At 70.0% G+C, this 16,043-nt stretch carries 16 protein-coding genes; 11 read left to right on the forward strand and 5 right to left on the reverse strand.

What is annotated here, in order from left to right:
• Position 1: 1 nt before the first annotated feature.
• From OHU35_RS05270 to OHU35_RS05305, 8 genes are all read left to right on the forward strand, one after another.
• Positions 2 to 985 carry an acyl-CoA dehydrogenase family protein gene (locus OHU35_RS05270; protein WP_189724230.1) on the forward strand — a complete coding sequence of 328 codons (984 nt, stop codon included), beginning with the start codon at positions 2 to 4 and terminating at the stop codon, positions 983 to 985.
• 6 nt (positions 986 to 991) lie between these two features.
• Positions 992 to 1,198: a hypothetical protein gene (locus OHU35_RS05275; RefSeq protein ID WP_372498774.1), complete on the forward strand. Its 207-nt coding sequence runs from the start codon at positions 992 to 994 to the stop codon at positions 1,196 to 1,198.
• Between the two features lie 48 nt (positions 1,199 to 1,246).
• Positions 1,247 to 2,878, forward strand: coding sequence for an ABC transporter substrate-binding protein (locus OHU35_RS05280; RefSeq protein WP_189724232.1), 1,632 nt, complete (start codon positions 1,247 to 1,249; stop codon positions 2,876 to 2,878).
• Entirely contained in the window at positions 2,875 to 3,828 is a 954-nt protein-coding gene (locus OHU35_RS05285) for an ABC transporter permease (RefSeq protein ID WP_189724233.1), read from the forward strand. The genes OHU35_RS05280 and OHU35_RS05285 overlap by 4 nt, the downstream gene beginning before the upstream one ends.
• A gap of 2 nt (positions 3,829 to 3,830) precedes the next feature.
• A complete protein-coding gene (locus tag OHU35_RS05290; RefSeq protein WP_189724234.1) occupies positions 3,831 to 4,679 on the forward strand; it encodes an ABC transporter permease in 849 nt (282 codons plus the stop codon).
• Complete coding sequence (locus tag OHU35_RS05295; protein WP_189724235.1) at positions 4,679 to 6,397, forward strand: ABC transporter ATP-binding protein; 1,719 nt, start codon at positions 4,679 to 4,681, stop codon at positions 6,395 to 6,397. Before OHU35_RS05290 ends, OHU35_RS05295 begins: the two co-directional genes overlap by 1 nt.
• On the forward strand, positions 6,394 to 7,761 hold the full coding sequence (locus tag OHU35_RS05300) for an LLM class flavin-dependent oxidoreductase (protein ID WP_189724236.1): 1,368 nt from the start codon (positions 6,394 to 6,396) through the stop codon (positions 7,759 to 7,761). Before OHU35_RS05295 ends, OHU35_RS05300 begins: the two co-directional genes overlap by 4 nt.
• A 197-nt stretch (positions 7,762 to 7,958) precedes the next feature.
• Positions 7,959 to 9,608, forward strand: coding sequence for an alpha/beta hydrolase (locus OHU35_RS05305; RefSeq protein ID WP_189724237.1), 1,650 nt, complete (start codon positions 7,959 to 7,961; stop codon positions 9,606 to 9,608).
• 54 nt (positions 9,609 to 9,662) lie between these two features.
• Here the strand turns inward: OHU35_RS05305 and OHU35_RS05310 are convergent, their stop codons facing one another.
• Positions 9,663 to 10,073, reverse strand: a complete 411-nt coding sequence (locus OHU35_RS05310) for an MmpS family transport accessory protein (protein WP_189724238.1) — start codon at positions 10,071 to 10,073, stop codon at positions 9,663 to 9,665.
• A gap of 154 nt (positions 10,074 to 10,227) precedes the next feature.
• Here OHU35_RS05310 and OHU35_RS05315 point away from each other — a divergent pair, with 154 nt between their 5' ends.
• Positions 10,228 to 11,415, forward strand: a complete 1,188-nt coding sequence (locus OHU35_RS05315; protein WP_189724239.1) for a spermidine/putrescine ABC transporter substrate-binding protein — start codon at positions 10,228 to 10,230, stop codon at positions 11,413 to 11,415.
• A gap of 139 nt (positions 11,416 to 11,554) precedes the next feature.
• Here the strand turns inward: OHU35_RS05315 and OHU35_RS05320 are convergent, their stop codons facing one another.
• Together OHU35_RS05320 and OHU35_RS05325 are read right to left on the reverse strand one after the other, a co-directional pair.
• A complete protein-coding gene (locus tag OHU35_RS05320) occupies positions 11,555 to 12,016 on the reverse strand; it encodes a hypothetical protein (protein WP_189724240.1) in 462 nt (153 codons plus the stop codon).
• Between the two features lie 508 nt (positions 12,017 to 12,524).
• Positions 12,525 to 12,869 carry a Hint domain-containing protein gene (locus OHU35_RS05325; protein WP_268249324.1) on the reverse strand — a complete coding sequence of 115 codons (345 nt, stop codon included), beginning with the start codon at positions 12,867 to 12,869 and terminating at the stop codon, positions 12,525 to 12,527.
• 334 nt (positions 12,870 to 13,203) lie between these two features.
• On the opposite strand from OHU35_RS05325, the gene OHU35_RS05330 reads away from it, so the two are divergent.
• Both OHU35_RS05330 and OHU35_RS05335 read left to right on the forward strand, forming a co-directional pair.
• Positions 13,204 to 14,076: an alpha/beta fold hydrolase gene (locus OHU35_RS05330; RefSeq protein WP_189724242.1), complete on the forward strand. Its 873-nt coding sequence runs from the start codon at positions 13,204 to 13,206 to the stop codon at positions 14,074 to 14,076.
• A 198-nt stretch (positions 14,077 to 14,274) separates the two neighbouring features.
• A complete protein-coding gene (locus OHU35_RS05335) occupies positions 14,275 to 15,000 on the forward strand; it encodes a hypothetical protein (RefSeq protein ID WP_359895234.1) in 726 nt (241 codons plus the stop codon).
• Between the two features lie 233 nt (positions 15,001 to 15,233).
• Here the strand turns inward: OHU35_RS05335 and OHU35_RS05340 are convergent, their stop codons facing one another.
• Both OHU35_RS05340 and OHU35_RS05345 read right to left on the reverse strand, forming a co-directional pair.
• Positions 15,234 to 15,494, reverse strand: coding sequence for an RNA-binding protein (locus OHU35_RS05340; RefSeq protein ID WP_308400957.1), 261 nt, complete (start codon positions 15,492 to 15,494; stop codon positions 15,234 to 15,236).
• Positions 15,491 to 15,973: a hypothetical protein gene (locus OHU35_RS05345; protein ID WP_267943538.1), complete on the reverse strand. Its 483-nt coding sequence runs from the start codon at positions 15,971 to 15,973 to the stop codon at positions 15,491 to 15,493. Before OHU35_RS05345 ends, OHU35_RS05340 begins: the two co-directional genes overlap by 4 nt.
• Between the last annotated feature and the right edge of the window lie 70 nt (positions 15,974 to 16,043).

Raw genomic sequence — 16,043 nt, forward strand, 5'->3', positions numbered from 1 at the left:
CATGCCCTCTCGCGTCCCTCCGCACGCCCTCTCCGTGGCGCCGCCCGGGCTTCTCGACCGCATCCGCGCCGACGCCGCGCCGCTGGAGGCCGCGCGTGAACTGCCCTACAAGAGCGTCGACTTGGTCCGCGACAGCGGGCTGGGCGCGTTGCGTGTGCCTCGGGAGCACGGTGGCGCGGGCGGGTCGCTCGTCGAGCTGTTCCGCCTGGTGATCGATCTGGCCGAGGCCGACTCGAACGTGGCACAGGCACTGCGCCCGCACTTCGGTTTCGTGGAACTGCTCATCAGCCAGGGCACCGTGGACGAGCGTGCCCGCTGGTATCCGTCGGTCGTCGCCGGTGAGCTGTTCGGCAACGCCGCGTCCGAGCGCGGCACCGCGCACCCCGGTGAGATGCGCACCCGCATCACGCGGGACGGCGCGGCGTTCCGCGTGGACGGCACGAAGTTCTACTCGACCGGCGCGCTCTTCGCCGACCACGTCGTCGTGATCGCGCTCGACGACGAGGACCGTCGCGTACGGGTGGTGCTGCCGCGCTCGCGCGAGGGCGTCGAACTGGTCGACGACTGGGACGCGCTCGGCCAGCGCACCACCGCCTCCGGTACGACACGACTGCGGCAGGTGGTCGCGTACGACGACGAGATCGCGGTCGACGCGACCGGCCGTCAGCGGCGGACCCATCTGGGCCCGTACTACCAGCTGTTCCTGGCCGCCGTGCACGCCGGGATCGCCAAGGCGGCCCTGGCGGACGCGGTGACGTACGGCCGCGAGAAGGCGCGCGCCGTGCAACACGCGAGCGTTGGCCGGGCAGTCGACGACCCGCTGGTGCAGCTCGCCGTCGGCGACATCGCGGCCGGGGCGCTGGCCGCCGAGGCGGTGGTGCTGCACGCCGCCGCCGTGATCGACGCGGCGCTCGCGGTCCCCGCCGACGACGACATCGCCGGCGCCCCGGACGCCCTGCACGAGGCGGCCGCCACGGTCGCCTAGGCCCAAATCACCGCCTCCCGCGCCGCGTTGAACGCGGGTGAGCGCCTCTACGACGTCGGCGGGGCGTCCGCCACGCTCCGCGAGCACCACCTGGACCGGCACTGGCGCAACGCCCGCACCGTCGCCTCCCACAACCCGATCGCGCACAAGGCGCGGGTGTCCGGCGACTGGCTGCTCAACGGCACCCCTCCCCCGCTCAACGGCTTCTTCTGACCGGCCGCACCGCGTCCTCACCGCGCACGCAGACCCCCCGGAGTCCCCGTGAAACCGCCCTCCCGTCTCCTCCTCGCCCTCCCGCTCCTGCTCCTCGCCACCGCCTGCGGAACCGGCGAAGCCACCACGTCCGTCACCGCGCGGCCCGCCGCGGGCGGCACCCTCACCTACGCCACCGACCGCGAACCCACCTGCCTCGACCCGCATGTGGCCGGCGACATGCCGCAGGCGTACGTCGCCCAGCAGGTCCTGGACTCGCTCGTCGCGCTCGACGCCAAGGGCAGGGCCCAGCCGTGGCTGGCCACGTCCTGGGACATCGCGAAGGGCGGCCGGACCTACACCTTCCACCTGCGCCGTGACGTCCGGTTCACCGACGGCACCCGTTTCGACGCGGCGGCCGTCAAGGCCAACTTCGACCACATGGTCGACCCCGACACCCAGTCCGGCACGGCGGGCGGCTATCTCGCTCCCTACCGGAGGACCGATGTGGTCGACGAGTTCACGGCGCGCGTCCATCTGGACCGCCCGTACTCGCCGTTCCTGAACATGCTCGCGCAGGCGTTCCTCGGCATCCAGTCGCCGAAGGCCCTCGCCCGGGGCAAGGAGGCGAACTGCGCGGCGCCCGTCGGCACCGGCCCGTTCATCGTGCGGAAGTGGAACCGGCAGTCGGACGTCGTCCTCGTCCGCAACCCGCGCTACAACTCACCGCCGCCGTACGCGAAGCACTCCGGACCGGCTTACGCGGACAAGGTGATCTGGCGCTTCATTCCGGAACCCGCGACGCGGTTCGCGGCCGTGCAGTCGGGGCAGGTCGACGTGATCGACGCGCTGCCGCCGGAGGACCAGCGGACCGCCGAGCACGACGACCGCCTGAAGGTCGTCGTGCGGGACCGCCCGGGCAATCCGACGAATCTCGCCCTGAACACCTCCCGCGCGCCCTTCGACGACCTCCGCGTCCGCAAGGCGTTCCTGTACTCGGCGGATGTCGCCGACGGCCTCAAGAGCGTGTTCTTCGGCCAGTACCGACGGGCGGGCGGCCCGCTCAGCTATGTGACACCGCACTACTCGGACGCGTACGAGAACGCCTGGCCCTACGACCCGGAGAAGGCCAACGCACTGTTGGAGAAGGCTGGTTGGGGCAAGCGCGACGGCGACGGCTACCGCGTCAGGAACGGCGTACGCCTCACCGCCGAGGTACTCCTCAAGTCGGACATCACCCCGAACCAGCTGGCCCTGATGGAGCAGGTCCAGGCCACCGCCAAGGACGTCGGCTTCCAGCTGAAGCTGCTGCGGCTGGACGCCGCGAGCGTCAACACCCGTTATCAGGCGGGGAAGTACGACCTGCGCGACGGCTACTGGAACACCAACACACCCGATGTGCTGCACACCGTCTTCGGCAGCGAGTACGCCGTGAGGAACGGGATCCACTCCAACGCGACGTACGCGAAGGACCCCGCCCTCGACAAGCTGTTCCGGGCCGCTCAGGCGACCACGGACCCGGCCGAGCAGCAAAGGCTCTACGGCGCGGCGCAGCGGTTGATCTCCGCGGGCGCCTACCAGTTGACCCTCTACCCGCAGACGACCCGCCTCGCCGCGCACAACGGCTCGGTCCGCGGCGCCGCCCTCGAACCGGCCCTTTCCCTGCCCTACCTCTACGACGCCTGGGTGAGCTCCCGATGACGACACCTCCCCTCTACCGCCGGGTCCTCGTCCGAGTGGCGGGCGCCGCGCTCGTCCTGTGGGCGGCGGCGACGGTCACGTTCTTCGCGCTGCATCTGGTGCCGGGCGACCCGGTGCTCGTGCTGCTCGGCGGCGGTTCCGGAGCCAATCCGACACCGGAGACGATCGCCGCGACGCGCCACGCGTACGGCCTCGACCAGCCGCTGTACGTCCAGTACGCGCAGCACCTCGGGCGGCTGCTCACCGGCGACCTGGGCGTGTCGACCTCCTTGAAGGAGTCGGTGGGCACGGTCATCACCGAGCAACTGCCGTCGACGCTCCAGCTCACCGCCCTGGCCCTGCTGTTCGCATGGCTGATCGCCGCAGCCGTGATCCTCTTGTCGACCGGCGAGGGGGCCGTCGGGCGGGCCCTCGGCTCGGGTCTGGAGACGGTCGCCGCGGGGCTTCCGCACTTCTGGCTCGGGGTGGTGCTGCTGTACGTGTTCGCGTTCCGCCTGGGCTGGTTCCCGGTCGCGGGCGGTACCGGGTTCATCGGCCTGGTGCTGCCCGCACTGACCCTGGCCGTGCCGCTCGCCGGCTATCTCGGGCAGGTGACGCGCGTCGCGCTCCTCACCGCCCTCGACCAGCCGTTCGTCACGTCGGCGCGGCTGCGCGGCATGAGCGCGGGGGCCGTGCGCGCCCGGCGTGCCCTGCGCCACGCGCTGCTGCCGCCGCTCACCCTGTCGGGCTGGGCGGTCGGCGCGCTGTTCTCCAGCGAGGTCGTCGTGGAGGCGGTGTTCGCCCGCCAGGGCGTCGGCCGGGCGCTCCTGAACGCCGTGATCGCCCGTGACCTGCCGCTCGTCACCGGGATCGTGCTGCTCATCGCCACGGTGTACGTCCTCGTCAACCTCGCCGTCGACCTGCTGTACGCGGTGGTCGACCCGCGCGTCCGTACCCCCCGGGAGATCTGACCGTGACCGCCCTGACCACGTCCCTGGCCCCGGCTCGTACCCGGTCGCGGCCGCGCCCCGGCCTGTTCGCCGCCGGCCTCTTCCTGACCCTGGTGGTCGTCGCCGCGCTCGTCCCCGGCCTGCTCACGTCGTACGCGCCGGACGGGATCAAGCCCGCGGAGTTCTTCCGGTCCCCCTCCGCCGAGCACTGGTTCGGCACGGACCAGAACGGCCGCGACGTGTACACACGCGTCGTGTACGGCGCGGGGCAATCCCTCCTCATCGGCCTCGGCGCCACCGCGATCTCCCTGGGCCTCGGCATCCTGCTCGGCCTGAGCGCGGCGCTCGGCGGGCGCCGTGTGGACTTCGCCGTCGGCCGTGTCCTCGAAGTCCTCTTCGCCTTCCCGGGGCTGCTGCTCGCGCTGCTCTTCATCGCCGTGTTCGGCACGGGCGCGGTGACGGCGGCGATCGCGGTCGGGATCGGCGAGGCCGCCGGGTACGCCCGGCTCATCCGCTCCCAGGCCACCACCGTCGTCCGCTCCGGCTACGTCGAGGCGGCGCGCGGCCTCGGGCACTCCCCCGCGCGCGTCGTGCGGCGCACCGTCCTGCCCAACGTACTGCGGCCGCTGGCCGCCCTCGCGACGCTCGGCATCGGCCAGTCCGTGGTGTGGGCGTCGTCGCTGTCGTTCCTGGGCCTCGGCGCGCAGCCGCCCGCGGCGGAGTGGGGCGCGATGCTCGCGGACGGCCGCACCTTCCTCCAGTACGCCTGGTGGACGTCGTTCTTCCCGGGCCTGTTCATCGTCCTGACCACCCTGTCCACGACCGTTCTCGGCCGCCGTCTGCAGGCGTGGCTCGACGTGAGGAGCAGCTGATGACCTCCAGCACCCCTGACATCCATGACGCGTTGATATCCGCGCGGAACCTGACCGTCGGCTTCGGCGACCGCGAGGTCGTGCGCGGCGTCTCCCTCACCGTGCGGCGCGGCGAGACCGTCGCGCTGGTCGGCGAGTCGGGCTCCGGCAAGAGCGTCACGGCCCGCACCCTGGTCGGCCTGACCGGCGCCGGTGCGCGGGTGTCGGCGGACGGGCTGACCTGGCAGGGCGAGGACGTCCGCGGCTGGGGTGAACGGCGCTGGCGCCGCGTCCGCGGCCGGGGCATCGGCTTTGTGCTCCAGGACGCGCTCGTCTCGCTCGACCCGCTGCGTCCGGTCGGCAAGGAGATCGAGGACGCACTGCGGCTGCATGGCGGCGGCGACCGGGCCACGCGGCGGGCCCGGGTCCTGGAGGTGATGGCGCAGGTCGGCACCCCGGACCCCGAACTGCGTGCCGCCCAGCGTCCGCACGAGCTGTCCGGCGGGCTGCGCCAGCGTGCCCTGATCGCCACCGCGCTCGCGCTCGACCCGCCGCTGCTCATCGCCGACGAGCCGACGACGGCCCTGGACGCGACGGTGCAGGCCCAGATCCTCGACCTCCTGGCGGCGGCCCGCAGCCGGGAGCGCGGTCTGCTGTTCATCACCCACGACCTGGGGGTCGTACGACGGCTCGCGGACCGGGTGGCGGTGATGCGCGGCGGCGAGATCGTCGAGGAGGGAGAGGCGGCCGCCGTACTGGAGGACCCGCAGCACCCGTACACGAGAACCCTGCTGGCCGCGGACCCGGCTCGCCATGCCAAGGGCACGCGCCTCACGCCGGGGCCCGCGCCCGCCGGTCCGCAGTCGCCCGAGGAGGGGAACAGCACCCATCCGACCGAAGAGGCGCCCCGACACGCCCCCGTCCCACGCCGGACCGGCGGGCGACCCCACGAGGCCGTGCTCACGGCCGACCGGATCCACAAGACCTTCGGCAGCCGGGACGCCGTGCGTGACGTGTCGTTCGCGCTCGCGGCGGGCCGCACCCTGGGCATCGTGGGCGAGTCGGGGTCCGGCAAGTCGACCACGGCCCGGATCGCGCTCGGGCTGACCCGCCCCGACGCGGGCACGGTCACCCTGCACGGCGAACCGTGGAGCGAGCTGCCGGAGCGGGAGCGGCGCCCGCGCCGGCACGGCATCCAACTCGTGCACCAGGACGCGCTGTCCGCGTTCGATCCGCGCTGGACCGTGCGCCGCTCGCTGATCGACGCCGTACGACTGCGGCGCGCCGGACACCCGGTGCCGGCGCCCGACGAGGCCGCGCGCCGGGTGACCGAACTCGCCGCGCAGGTCGGCCTCCCGGACGACACCCTCGACCGACACCCGCTGTCCCTCTCCGGGGGGCAGCGCCAACGCGCCGCTCTGGCACGGGCGTTGGCGCCGAGCCCGGCCGTCCTGGTCCTCGACGAGCCGGTGTCCGCGCTCGACGTCTCCGTACAGGCACAGGTCCTCGACCTGCTCGCCGAACTGCAGGAGTCCCTCGGCCTCGCCTACCTGTTCATCTCCCACGACCTCGGCGTCGTACGGCATGTCAGCGATGACGTCCTCGTGATGAAGGACGGCCGCGTCGTGGAGTCGGGCCCCGCCGAGGACCTCTTCTCCGCACCCGGACACCCCTACACCCGAACCCTGTTGGATGCCGTGCACCCGCACCCCGCCGCCACCGCCGGAGCCACCCGATGACCGACGCCTCCGCGCCCCGCCCGCTGCGCTTCAACGCCTTCGCCATGAACTGCGTCTCGCACATCAACCACGGCCAGTGGGTCCGCGACGACACGAACCAGACCTCGTACACCGACCTGGAGACCTGGACGGAGCTCGCGCGCACCCTGGAGCGCGGGTACTTCGACGCGCTCTTCCTCGCCGATGTCATCGGGACGTACGACACCTACCGCGGCTCCCGCGACACGGCGGTGCGCGAAGGGCTCCAGATCCCGGTCAACGACCCGTCGTTGCTCGTCGCCGCCCTCGCCCACGCCACCGAGCATCTCGGCCTCGCCTTCACCCAGTCGGTCCTCCAGGAACCCCCGTACAACTTCGCGCGCCGTCTCTCCACCCTCGATCACCTCACCAAGGGCCGCGTCGCGTGGAACATCGTGACGTCGTACCTGGAGTCGGCGGCGAAGGGACTCGGCCTCGACGGACTTCCCCTCCACGACGAGCGGTACGAGCGGGCCGAGGAGTACACGGACGTGCTCTACCAGCTCCTGGAGGGGAGCTGGGAGGAGAGCGCCGTCCTGCGTGACCGCGAGCGACGCGTCTACGCGGACCCGGCCCGTATTCACGACGTCCGCCACGAGGGCCGCTTCTACCGTGTGAACGGCCCCCACCTCTCGGAGCCGTCCCCGCAGCGCACGCCGATCCTCTTCCAGGCCGGATCGTCCGAGCGGGGGCGGGAGTTCGCGGCGCGGAACGCGGAGGCCGTGTTCCTCGGGGCGGTGTCCCCGGAGGGCGCGCGGACCCAGGTGGAGGACGTCCGGGCGCGGGCGGTGGCGTACGGCAGGCAGGGCGGCGACATCCTCTTCTTCCAGGGGCTGACCCTGATCGTGGGCAGCACCGAGGAGGAGGCGGAGCGCAAGCTCGCCGACTACCGGGAGCACACGAGCCTCGAAGGTTTCGCCGCGCACATGTCGGGCTCGCTCCAGCTCGACCTGTCGCAGGTGGACTTCGACGCCCCGGTCGGCGAGATCGACACGAACGGCGTGCAGGGCTTCGTGCGGTCGCTGGTGGAGGGTGCGCCGGACAAGACGTGGACGTTCGGCGAGGTGCTGCGGGCGCGCGCCTGGACGCGGCCGGTCGCCGGGGTGCCGGAGCGGATCGCCGACGAGCTCGAGCGCTGGCGGGACGCCGGCGTCGACGGCGTCAACCTCGCGTACGTCACCAGCCCCGGCACCTTCACGGACTTCGCCGACCAGCTGGCGCCGGTGCTGCAGAAACGCGGCCTGCTGAAGACGGCGTACGAGGAGGGGACGCTGCGCCAGAAGCTGTTCGGCCGGGGCGACCGTCTGCCCACCTCCCATCCGGCGGCCCGCCATCGGCGCGGTTGAGATCCGTCAGACCGGCATCCTGCCCCCGGTCGAGGACGAAGGCGACGGGGGCCTTGCCCTACAACTCGGGGACCACGTGCGGCTGTTGTGTCATTCCCAGGGTGGAGGGGAGTGCAGCCCCAGCGAGTGATCCGCGTGCGTGGCCGGTTCCGGAAGGATCTTTTCCGTCCGAACACGCGACCGGAAGGATCGATATCGTGCGCAGACGACGTCTCGCGCCCCTGTTGGCCGTGAGTGTCACGGCAACACTGGCTCCCGCGCTCGCCACCTCGACGGCCACCGCCGCTCCGGCCGCCACCCCGTCGACCGCCTCTTCGTCCGCCGCCGCCAAGGGCGCGCTGGACCGGTATGTGCAGCAGAAGCCGCAGTGGAAGCGGTGCGAAGCCGACGCTCCGGCGGAGTTCGAGTGCGCCACGATCAAAGTCCCGCTGGACTACCGGGTTCCCGGGGGCAAGCGGATCGACTTAGCCATATCCCGGATCAGGAGCACCGCGCCCGACAAGCGCCACGGCGTCCTGTTCTCCAACCCCGGCGGCCCCGGCGGGCCGGGGCTCTACACGCCGCTGGGGCTGCAGGAAAGACTCCCCGAGCCGGCACAGCGGAAGTACGACCTCATCGGCTTCGACCCGCGCGGTGTGGGACGGAGCAGCCCGGTCTCCTGCGGTCTGGAGCCGGAGGAGGAGAACTGGCTGCGGCCGTACAAGGAGGAGACGTTCGGCAAGGACGTCGCCTGGGCACGCGCCGTCGCGAACAAGTGCGAGGAGAAGGCGGGCGACACGCTCGCGCACATCACCACGCGCAACACCGCGCGCGACATGGATCTGCTCCGGGCGATCCTCGGTGAGAAGAAGATCTCGTACGTGGGTTACTCGTACGGCACCTACCTGGGCGCCGTCTACACCCAGCTCTTCCCTGGCCGGGCCGACCGGTTCGTGCTGGACAGCGCGGTCGATCCGGCGCGCGCCTGGCGAGGGATGATTCAGTGGTGGGCGGAGGGCGCCGAGCCCGCGTTCGACCGGTGGACCGGGTGGGCCGCCGAGCGTTCGGAGAAGTACGGCCTCGGTGACACCCCGAAGGAGGTCGACCGGACCTTCTGGGGCCTGGTCGCGCAGGCCGACGAGAAGCCCATCGAGGTGGAGGGGCAGCCGACCACCGGTGATGACATCCGCAGCGGTATGCGCGGTGCGGTCTTCAGCCCGCAGGAAGCCACCGAGGCGATCGTGGAGCTGAAGAAGGCCGCGGCCGGCGAGCCCGCCTCCGCGAGGAAGCTCGCGGCGTTCACCGGATCCCAGGGGACCGGGACGGCAGGCGCCGCCGCCGATGCCGCCGAGGTGCCGTCCGACAACATGACGGCGAGCTTCTGGGCCGTGGTGTGCGGCGACAACTCGTCCGCGTGGTCCCGCGATCCTGAGAGCTACCGGCGGGACGCCATCGAGGACAAGGGCCGGTACCCGCTCTACGGCGACTTCGCGTCCAGCATCAAGCCCTGTGCGTTCTGGGACGAGTCCGTGGAACCGGCGACCGAGGTGAACAACAAGGTCCGCTCCCTGGTCGTCCAGAACGAGTGGGACTCGCAGACCCCGCTGCCCAGCGGTCAGGCCCTGCACGCCGCCCTGAAGGGATCGAAAATGGTCACCGTCCTCGGCGGCGAGGGCCATGGCGTCTACCCGAACGGCAACGCGTGCACGGACGGCACGGTCACCGGCTACCTGCTCTCGGGCAAGCTCCCCGCGAAGGACGTGACCTGCGAGGCGACGGCCGACTCGAACGCGGAGGCACGGAAGAACCGGCAGCCGGACGCACTCCCCGGGTCCCCGCTCCCAGAGCGCGCCCCGGACCGTTTCTGATCCCGGTCGCATGGCGGGACCTCCTGGCGGGGTCCCGCTCAGACCTCCCCCGAGTTACCCCGTGACCGGGGACTCCGCGGTGCAACCGCCCGCGGTCACCAGGCCCTTGGCACTCTGCTCCTCGAGGACCTTGCCCTTGTAGGTGATCTTGCACGCGACCTGCGCGCCTTCGGGATCCGCGGCGACCGGCATGACCGCCGCGGGCATGATGCCGCGCAGCTTGACCGTCTTCTTCCAGGGCAACTCGGGCTTCGACACCGACTCGATCTTCGGCTCCAAGGCCTTGCCACCACCGCCGTGGAACTCGATCGAGTCGACGTTCTTCCCCGTCACCTCGTAGGTGACCTCGTACGTCTCGTCCACGGCCTTGTCGACCTGGTCGACCGCCTCGGAACAGGAACTGAGGCCGAACGCGAGACCGGCGACGGCGACGGAACAGACGGCCGCGCGGATGGTGCGGTGCATGGAGATCCCCCCGGATCGTGAAGGTCGAGCCCGCAGCCAACCGCAAGGGAAACGTAGAGTCAAACGGTTTCACGGCCCAACGATGCGCAGGTCAGACGACTTCAAGACGCGATGTCGATTGTCCGTTGGTGGAAGGGCGCGGCATGCTGCCCGAATGCCCCTGAAGACGATCCCTCCGCTCTCCCGCCGCACCCTGCTGCGTGCGCTCGGTTCCGGCGCGGTGTTCGGCGGACTGGCCGGGTGTGGTGTGCCTGCCGCGTATGTGCGGCCCGGCGACCGGGCCGCCGCCGATCTCTCCGCCACCGATCGGCGGCTGATCTGGGCGAACTGGCCGCTGTACATCGACACCGACGACGAGGACCAGGCGCGGCGACCGACCCTGGAGGGCTTCCAGAAGCGCACGGGTGTATCGGTGGACTACGTCGAGGAGATCAACGACAACGACGAGTTCTTCGGCAAGATCAGTCCGGCGCTGATGAACCATCAGTCCACCGGGCGCGATCTGATCGTCATCAGTGACTGGATGTGCGCGCGGTTCGTACGGCTCGGCTGGGTTCAGGAGATGGACCGGGCGCGGCAGCCCAACGTGACCGAGTACCTGGATCCGCAGTTGCGTTCGCCGGCCTTCGATCCCGGCCGCAAGTGCACGGTGCCGTGGCAGTCCGGGATCACCGGGATCGCGTACAACCGGCGCAGGACCGGCCGGGAGATACGGCAGGTCTCCGATCTGTGGGCGAGCGACCTCAAGGGCCGGGTCACGCTGCTGTCCGGCTTGGACGAGGCGTTCGCGCTGCTGATGCAAGGCAACGGCGTCGACATCACCCAGTGGACGGCCGACGACTTCCACACGGTCTGCGACCAGGTGGAGGAGCAGGTGAGCCGGGGTCAGATCCGGCGCTTCACCGGCAACGACTACATCAAGGATCTGTCGAGCGGGGACGTCCTGGCCTGTCAGGCGTACTCGGGCGATGTGATCCAGCTCCAGGCGGACGACCCGGACATCGAGTTCGTCGTCCCGGAAGGGGGCGCCGAGCTGTGGGCCGAGTCGCTGATGATCCCCGACCTCGCCCGCCACAAGGCGAATGCCGAGTGGCTGATCGACTACTACTACGACCCCGAGGTCGCCGCCGAACTCGCCGCCTGGGTCAACTACGTCTGCCCGGTCCCGGCCGCCCAGGAGGTCCTCGCCTCCGCCAAGGACGAGGAGACGGCCGCGCTCGCCGAGAACCCGCTGATCTTCCCCGACGCGGAGCTGCGCGGCCGGCTCGCCGTCGCACGTGACATCACGTCGGCGGAGCGGGTGGAGTTCGGGAAACGGTGGAACGGGATCGCGGGGTTGTAGAGCCAGCCCGATAGCCCTATGTGACGAGGATTTTTAGTTGGCACAAAAGAGGGATAGTTGGCACCAGATGTAGTGCACGCAGAGTCTTGCCGTGGGTGGGCGTTCCATCTCTCTTCCCCCCGCCTCAGCAGGGGTTACATCACTTTCGCGCGTTGGTCGCGGCGTGCGCGCGGGTCTCCTCGGCGACAACATCGCGCATGGAAATGTCCAGCGTTTGGTCACGATCGCATGCGTCGGCGAGTCGCGCAGCGTAGAGATGCAGACGCCGCCGCAGGCGCGCTCGTGCGCCACGTAGTTCGAGGGTCATCGGATTGAGAGCGCAGGCGCTCAGCGTCAGCGCGTCACCGCCAGCCTTGCGGACACCCGTGACGATCGGGCTGTACGAGACGTCGGCCTGGTTGGTTTCTGCCCAGACGAGGGCCGACACGACGCGCTTGTCACTCATCGCTTGCATGCGCTCCAGTCTGGGCAGTCCGTCAAACAGCGCATCCCAGTCATTTTCGGGAAAACGCCAACTCGCCTCCCTACGACGGCGTTTCGCGTAGTCGATACGGGCTTCATCCGCATCAAGGTCGGCTGCGATCTGCTCGACGGTGGTCACGAACAGGGGCCAGAGTCTGGTCGCTGTGAATCTGTGGCCCAGGGCGTTCAGGGTGTATCTGGCGACGCCGCTGCTGATTCCCAGCGGTTCCGCGCACTCGGGCCAGGTGAGGCCAGTGACGAGTTCTGCAAGTTTGAACGAAGCGCCCCTGCGCAGGAGCCGATGGTCGCGGTAGGTGGCGTCGGGGAGGCGCTCGCTGAGGTCTGCGAAGTGCTCGTCGAACCAGAGGCGGGGGAGGAAGGGCGGCGCCTCTTCGACGCGGTAGCTGTAGGTGCGTGACGCCTTTCGGAGCTTGTTGCGGATGCGGAAGCTCGGTTCCCGGCGTGACGTTGCACGCGTTAGTGAGCGTTTCGTTCGCTTATCCGGTGTTCCGTGGAGAATTCAAGCTGCCCAGTCATGGACGTCCGGCCGGTGATCCGCCGGGAACACGGCCTATGCGCCAATCGGGAGACCGGCTATGCGCCGGATTCCTTCCAAGAGCTCCCGTCTCATTTAGAAAGCGACCGGTTCACACAGAAGGGGGAACTCGCACCCCGACGCCCCCTACACCTCCGCACACGCCCTGCCCAGGCCGGCCGCCCGCGCGTACCCAAGGCAGTACCGTTCTCCAGCCGCGGTCCACCACGTAAAACTTGTGACCCGCGGTGCTGGCCAGCGTCCCACCGTCGGCGACGGTGATGTCCACCAGGCGCTCGGTGTCGTGCCGGAAGGTCGCGGTGACTTTCTGGGTCCGCAGTTCCCCGGATGCTGGGTCTGCGGCTTTCACCAGGTCCCCGGCCGCCACCTGGTTGATTGGCTTGTGTGAACCGTCCGCCATCAGCACCTGGGTGTCTCCCGGGAAGCTGTTGCGCACGCAGGAGGTAAAGGCGTCCTCGTAGATGTTGACCTGCTGCGAGATCTTGGTGAGGGTTGCGGGGTCGCGGGAGCCGACCGGGGGGCGGCGCCGACCGAGGCGGCTACGTCGACGATGCGGCCGTCCTCGAGGACGACGGGGGTGTGCAGCATGCAGACCAGCTGCGCGAGGCGCCGCTCCAGCCGGGCGGCGGGCAGCGCCAGGACGACGGCTCTTCTCTGAACTGCCGGTGAGGGCTCGTCTCAGTTGGCCCGGCACCAGCCCCTCGATCACGCAAGTACCCTGCGAGAGAGACGATACGATACGTATCGTCTTTGACGAGAGGAGTAACAACGTGGAACGGTTCGTGGATGCAGCGCCCAGCGTGCGCCTTTGGGTGGAGGACCGCGGTGCCACTGATCTGCCACCACTACTAATGATCATGGGCGCTCAAGCATCGGGCCTGGGGTGGCCGGACGAACTCGTGGACAAGCTCGCCACCCGCCATCACGTCATCCGCTACGACCACCGCGACACCGGCCGTTCCACCTGGTCGTTCGACCAGCGGCCCTATCCACTCACCGAACTGGCACAGGACGCCGTCACGGTGCTGGACCGCCTTGGGATTGAACAAGCTCACGTCGTGGGCATGTCCCTGGGCGGCATGCTCACTCAGCTCCTCATCGCGGACCATCCTGGCCGCTTGCTCAGCGCCACTCTGATCGGCACGAGTGCGCTCAGCACCACCCCCTTCGTGCACCCCGACGGAACTCGGACCTCGCCCGAAGATCTCCCTGGAATTGCCCCCCAGCTGCTGGAAATGTGGGCCCGTCCCGTGGAAGACCATGGACTGGAAGCCGAGTTGGAGCGGCGGACTGAACACTGGCGAGCCCTGGGCGGCAACCAGCTTCCCTTCGACGCCGAGTACGCCCGTGCCCTCGAACTGAAGATCATCAAGCACACCGGGCACTACGCCACCAGCACCGCACACGCCCGTGCCGACACCTCCGGCATGGACCGCACCGAGCAGCTCGCCCAGACCAGCGTGCCCACCCTCGTCATCTCTGCGCCGGCCGAACCCGTCACCCCGCCACCACACGCCCACCACCTCGCCCAGGCGATCCGCGGCGCACGCATCGTCGACATCCCCGGCATGGGCCACGCCCTTCCGCGCGCGGTACATACCTCCCTCGCCCGCGCCATCCTGAACCACACGACAAAAGCCTGATGCGGCAAGGTCAGGCGGGTGCCAAACTCGCGCCATCAACTTGAGGGTCCGGTGGCAATGCTTGTCCGCTTCGCGAGTTGGCTGAAGCTGGGCATGCCGAGATCGATCACCTGACACTGGCGAATCTGTTCTGCGTCGAGCTGGGCGTTGTCCCGGATCTCGACGAAGCGGTGTCTCTGAGCCGGATCCGGTCGGAGCATGGAAAGTCAAGCGATCGGCGGACCCGTCCGGGCAGGCCGGACGCGTGTCCTCACCTCCGAAGACAGGGTGTCGATGCATCTGCATCCAGGCGAGACCGAGGCCGTTGGCTGGCGGGTGGTGACCCTGCTCGCCGCCGTCCGGCAGCTGCGCGATGCTTCACCCGACGTCATCGGACGTCCGCGGGTGATCGCAGTCGACGGCCGGGGCGGCGCCGGCAAGACGACCCTGGCCAAGCGGCTGCGCAAAGTCGTGCCCAACTCCGCCATCGTGCACACCGACGACGTCGCCTGGAACCACGCCTACTTCGACTGGGGCGCCGTGCTGGTCGAGAACATCCTGCAACCCCTGCGCCGGGGTGATGCAGTGGACTTCCGCCCTGATGCCTGGATCGCCCACGACCGGCCCGGATCGATCACCATCCCCGCCGGTGCCGACTTCATCTGGGTCGAGGGCACCGGCATCATCCGCGAAGAGCTTGCCCCGTGGTTGGACGCCTCGGTGTGGATGCAGGGTGACCTCGATGAGCAAAAGCGCTTGTTGGCCGCTCGCGACGGCGACTCCCCCGAGCAGGTGGAGCACGTGGCGAAGTGGCTGCTGGAGGAACTGCCGTTCATGTTGCGAGAAAAGCCGTGGGCCCGAGCCACCATGATCGTCGCTGGCCCTCCTCAGATCGACCATGACCCGAACACCGAGTTGGTCGTCGCCTCGCCGACCAGCCCTTAGACGGTGTCCTATGCACCCAACCGCTTGCCGCATCGGGGTGCGCCTCTTGCCGCGTGTGAGGCCTGCGCCCGGTCGTGCCCGGGCGAACTGTTGCGGGTTATCCGCCGACCGCGAGGACGGCGGTGATCAGGAGTAGCGCGAGAGCGGCGAGGATGCGGTGCCCGGAACGCGAAAGGCCCCCTGGCCGCGTCCCTCGTCGGAGGGGGGGCGGCCAGGGGCCTCATTTGCTGGGGTCAGTCGACCAGTTCGATACCGATGGCCAGGCACCCCAGCCGTTCCTTGTCCGGCGGGTAGATGCGCCGGATGTTGGCCAGTTGCTCCTCACGGGGCGCTTCGGGGTTCACCTGGGAGGGCCCTTCGGCGTCCAGGAGTTCCTCGAACGAGGCGTACTCGGCAACGCGTGTCACCCGCGTCATGCATGACCGGTCGGTGCCCTTCGCCGCGAACCGGATCAGGTCACCGGCGGCCAGGCCGTCGAACTTCGGGTACTTCACCCGGACTTCCCGGGTCTTGCGGCCGGTGGCCACTTTCTCCGCCCACCCGCAGGAATGCGGGCAGGGCACCCGCAGGTGCGGCACTCCCGTGGAGGGAGCCAGCCAGAGGCTTGCAGCGTCCAGACGCGGCAGCACCCGCAGCCACGTCTCCCGGAACAGGGCGGTCGCCTGCTGCTGCGGTAGTTCTCCACGCCGTATGGCACGGCCAGCCGCTCGGAGAGGGCGTCGAACAGGGGTTGGTAGAGGGTGCCGACCAGGCGGGCGATGCCGTCGGTGCCGAGGGCCTGGGCGTAGGCCCGCTGGTAGCGGTTCCCCGAGCTTGGGTCGGTGACCAGCTCGTGCGGCGCGTTGTCCAGTGCCGAGAACCGGACCTCCACGGGCAGGCTGTGGCGGTCGTGGAGCCGGGCGGCCGTGGCGAACGCCATCGACTGCACCAGCGAGGTTCCGGCGTGAGGGGCGCCGTTGATCTGGGTGCCCACGGTGCTCTGGATGCATCACCGTACAGATCATCAGCAGAGAAGCTGCATCGGGACCTGACTCCGTCGGACC

Origin of the sequence: Streptomyces purpurascens (assembly GCF_045040895.1) — a bacterium.
In the GTDB taxonomy this organism is placed as follows: domain Bacteria; phylum Actinomycetota; class Actinomycetes; order Streptomycetales; family Streptomycetaceae; genus Streptomyces; species Streptomyces purpurascens.

What these genes read in the sequence shown, in the direction of transcription:
- OHU35_RS05310 (WP_189724238.1), bottom strand. Translation starts at nt 10,073, where the DNA reads ATGCACCGCACCATCCGCGCGGCCGTCTGTTCCGTCGCCGTCGCCGGT.
- OHU35_RS05315 (WP_189724239.1), top strand. Translation starts at nt 10,228, where the DNA reads ATGCCCCTGAAGACGATCCCTCCGCTCTCCCGCCGCACCCTGCTGCGT.
- OHU35_RS05295 (WP_189724235.1), top strand. Translation starts at nt 4,679, where the DNA reads ATGACCTCCAGCACCCCTGACATCCATGACGCGTTGATATCCGCGCGG.
- OHU35_RS05270 (WP_189724230.1), top strand. Translation starts at nt 2, where the DNA reads ATGCCCTCTCGCGTCCCTCCGCACGCCCTCTCCGTGGCGCCGCCCGGG.
- OHU35_RS05285 (WP_189724233.1), top strand. Translation starts at nt 2,875, where the DNA reads ATGACGACACCTCCCCTCTACCGCCGGGTCCTCGTCCGAGTGGCGGGC.
- OHU35_RS05335 (WP_359895234.1), top strand. Translation starts at nt 14,275, where the DNA reads ATGGAAAGTCAAGCGATCGGCGGACCCGTCCGGGCAGGCCGGACGCGT.
- OHU35_RS05300 (WP_189724236.1), top strand. Translation starts at nt 6,394, where the DNA reads ATGACCGACGCCTCCGCGCCCCGCCCGCTGCGCTTCAACGCCTTCGCC.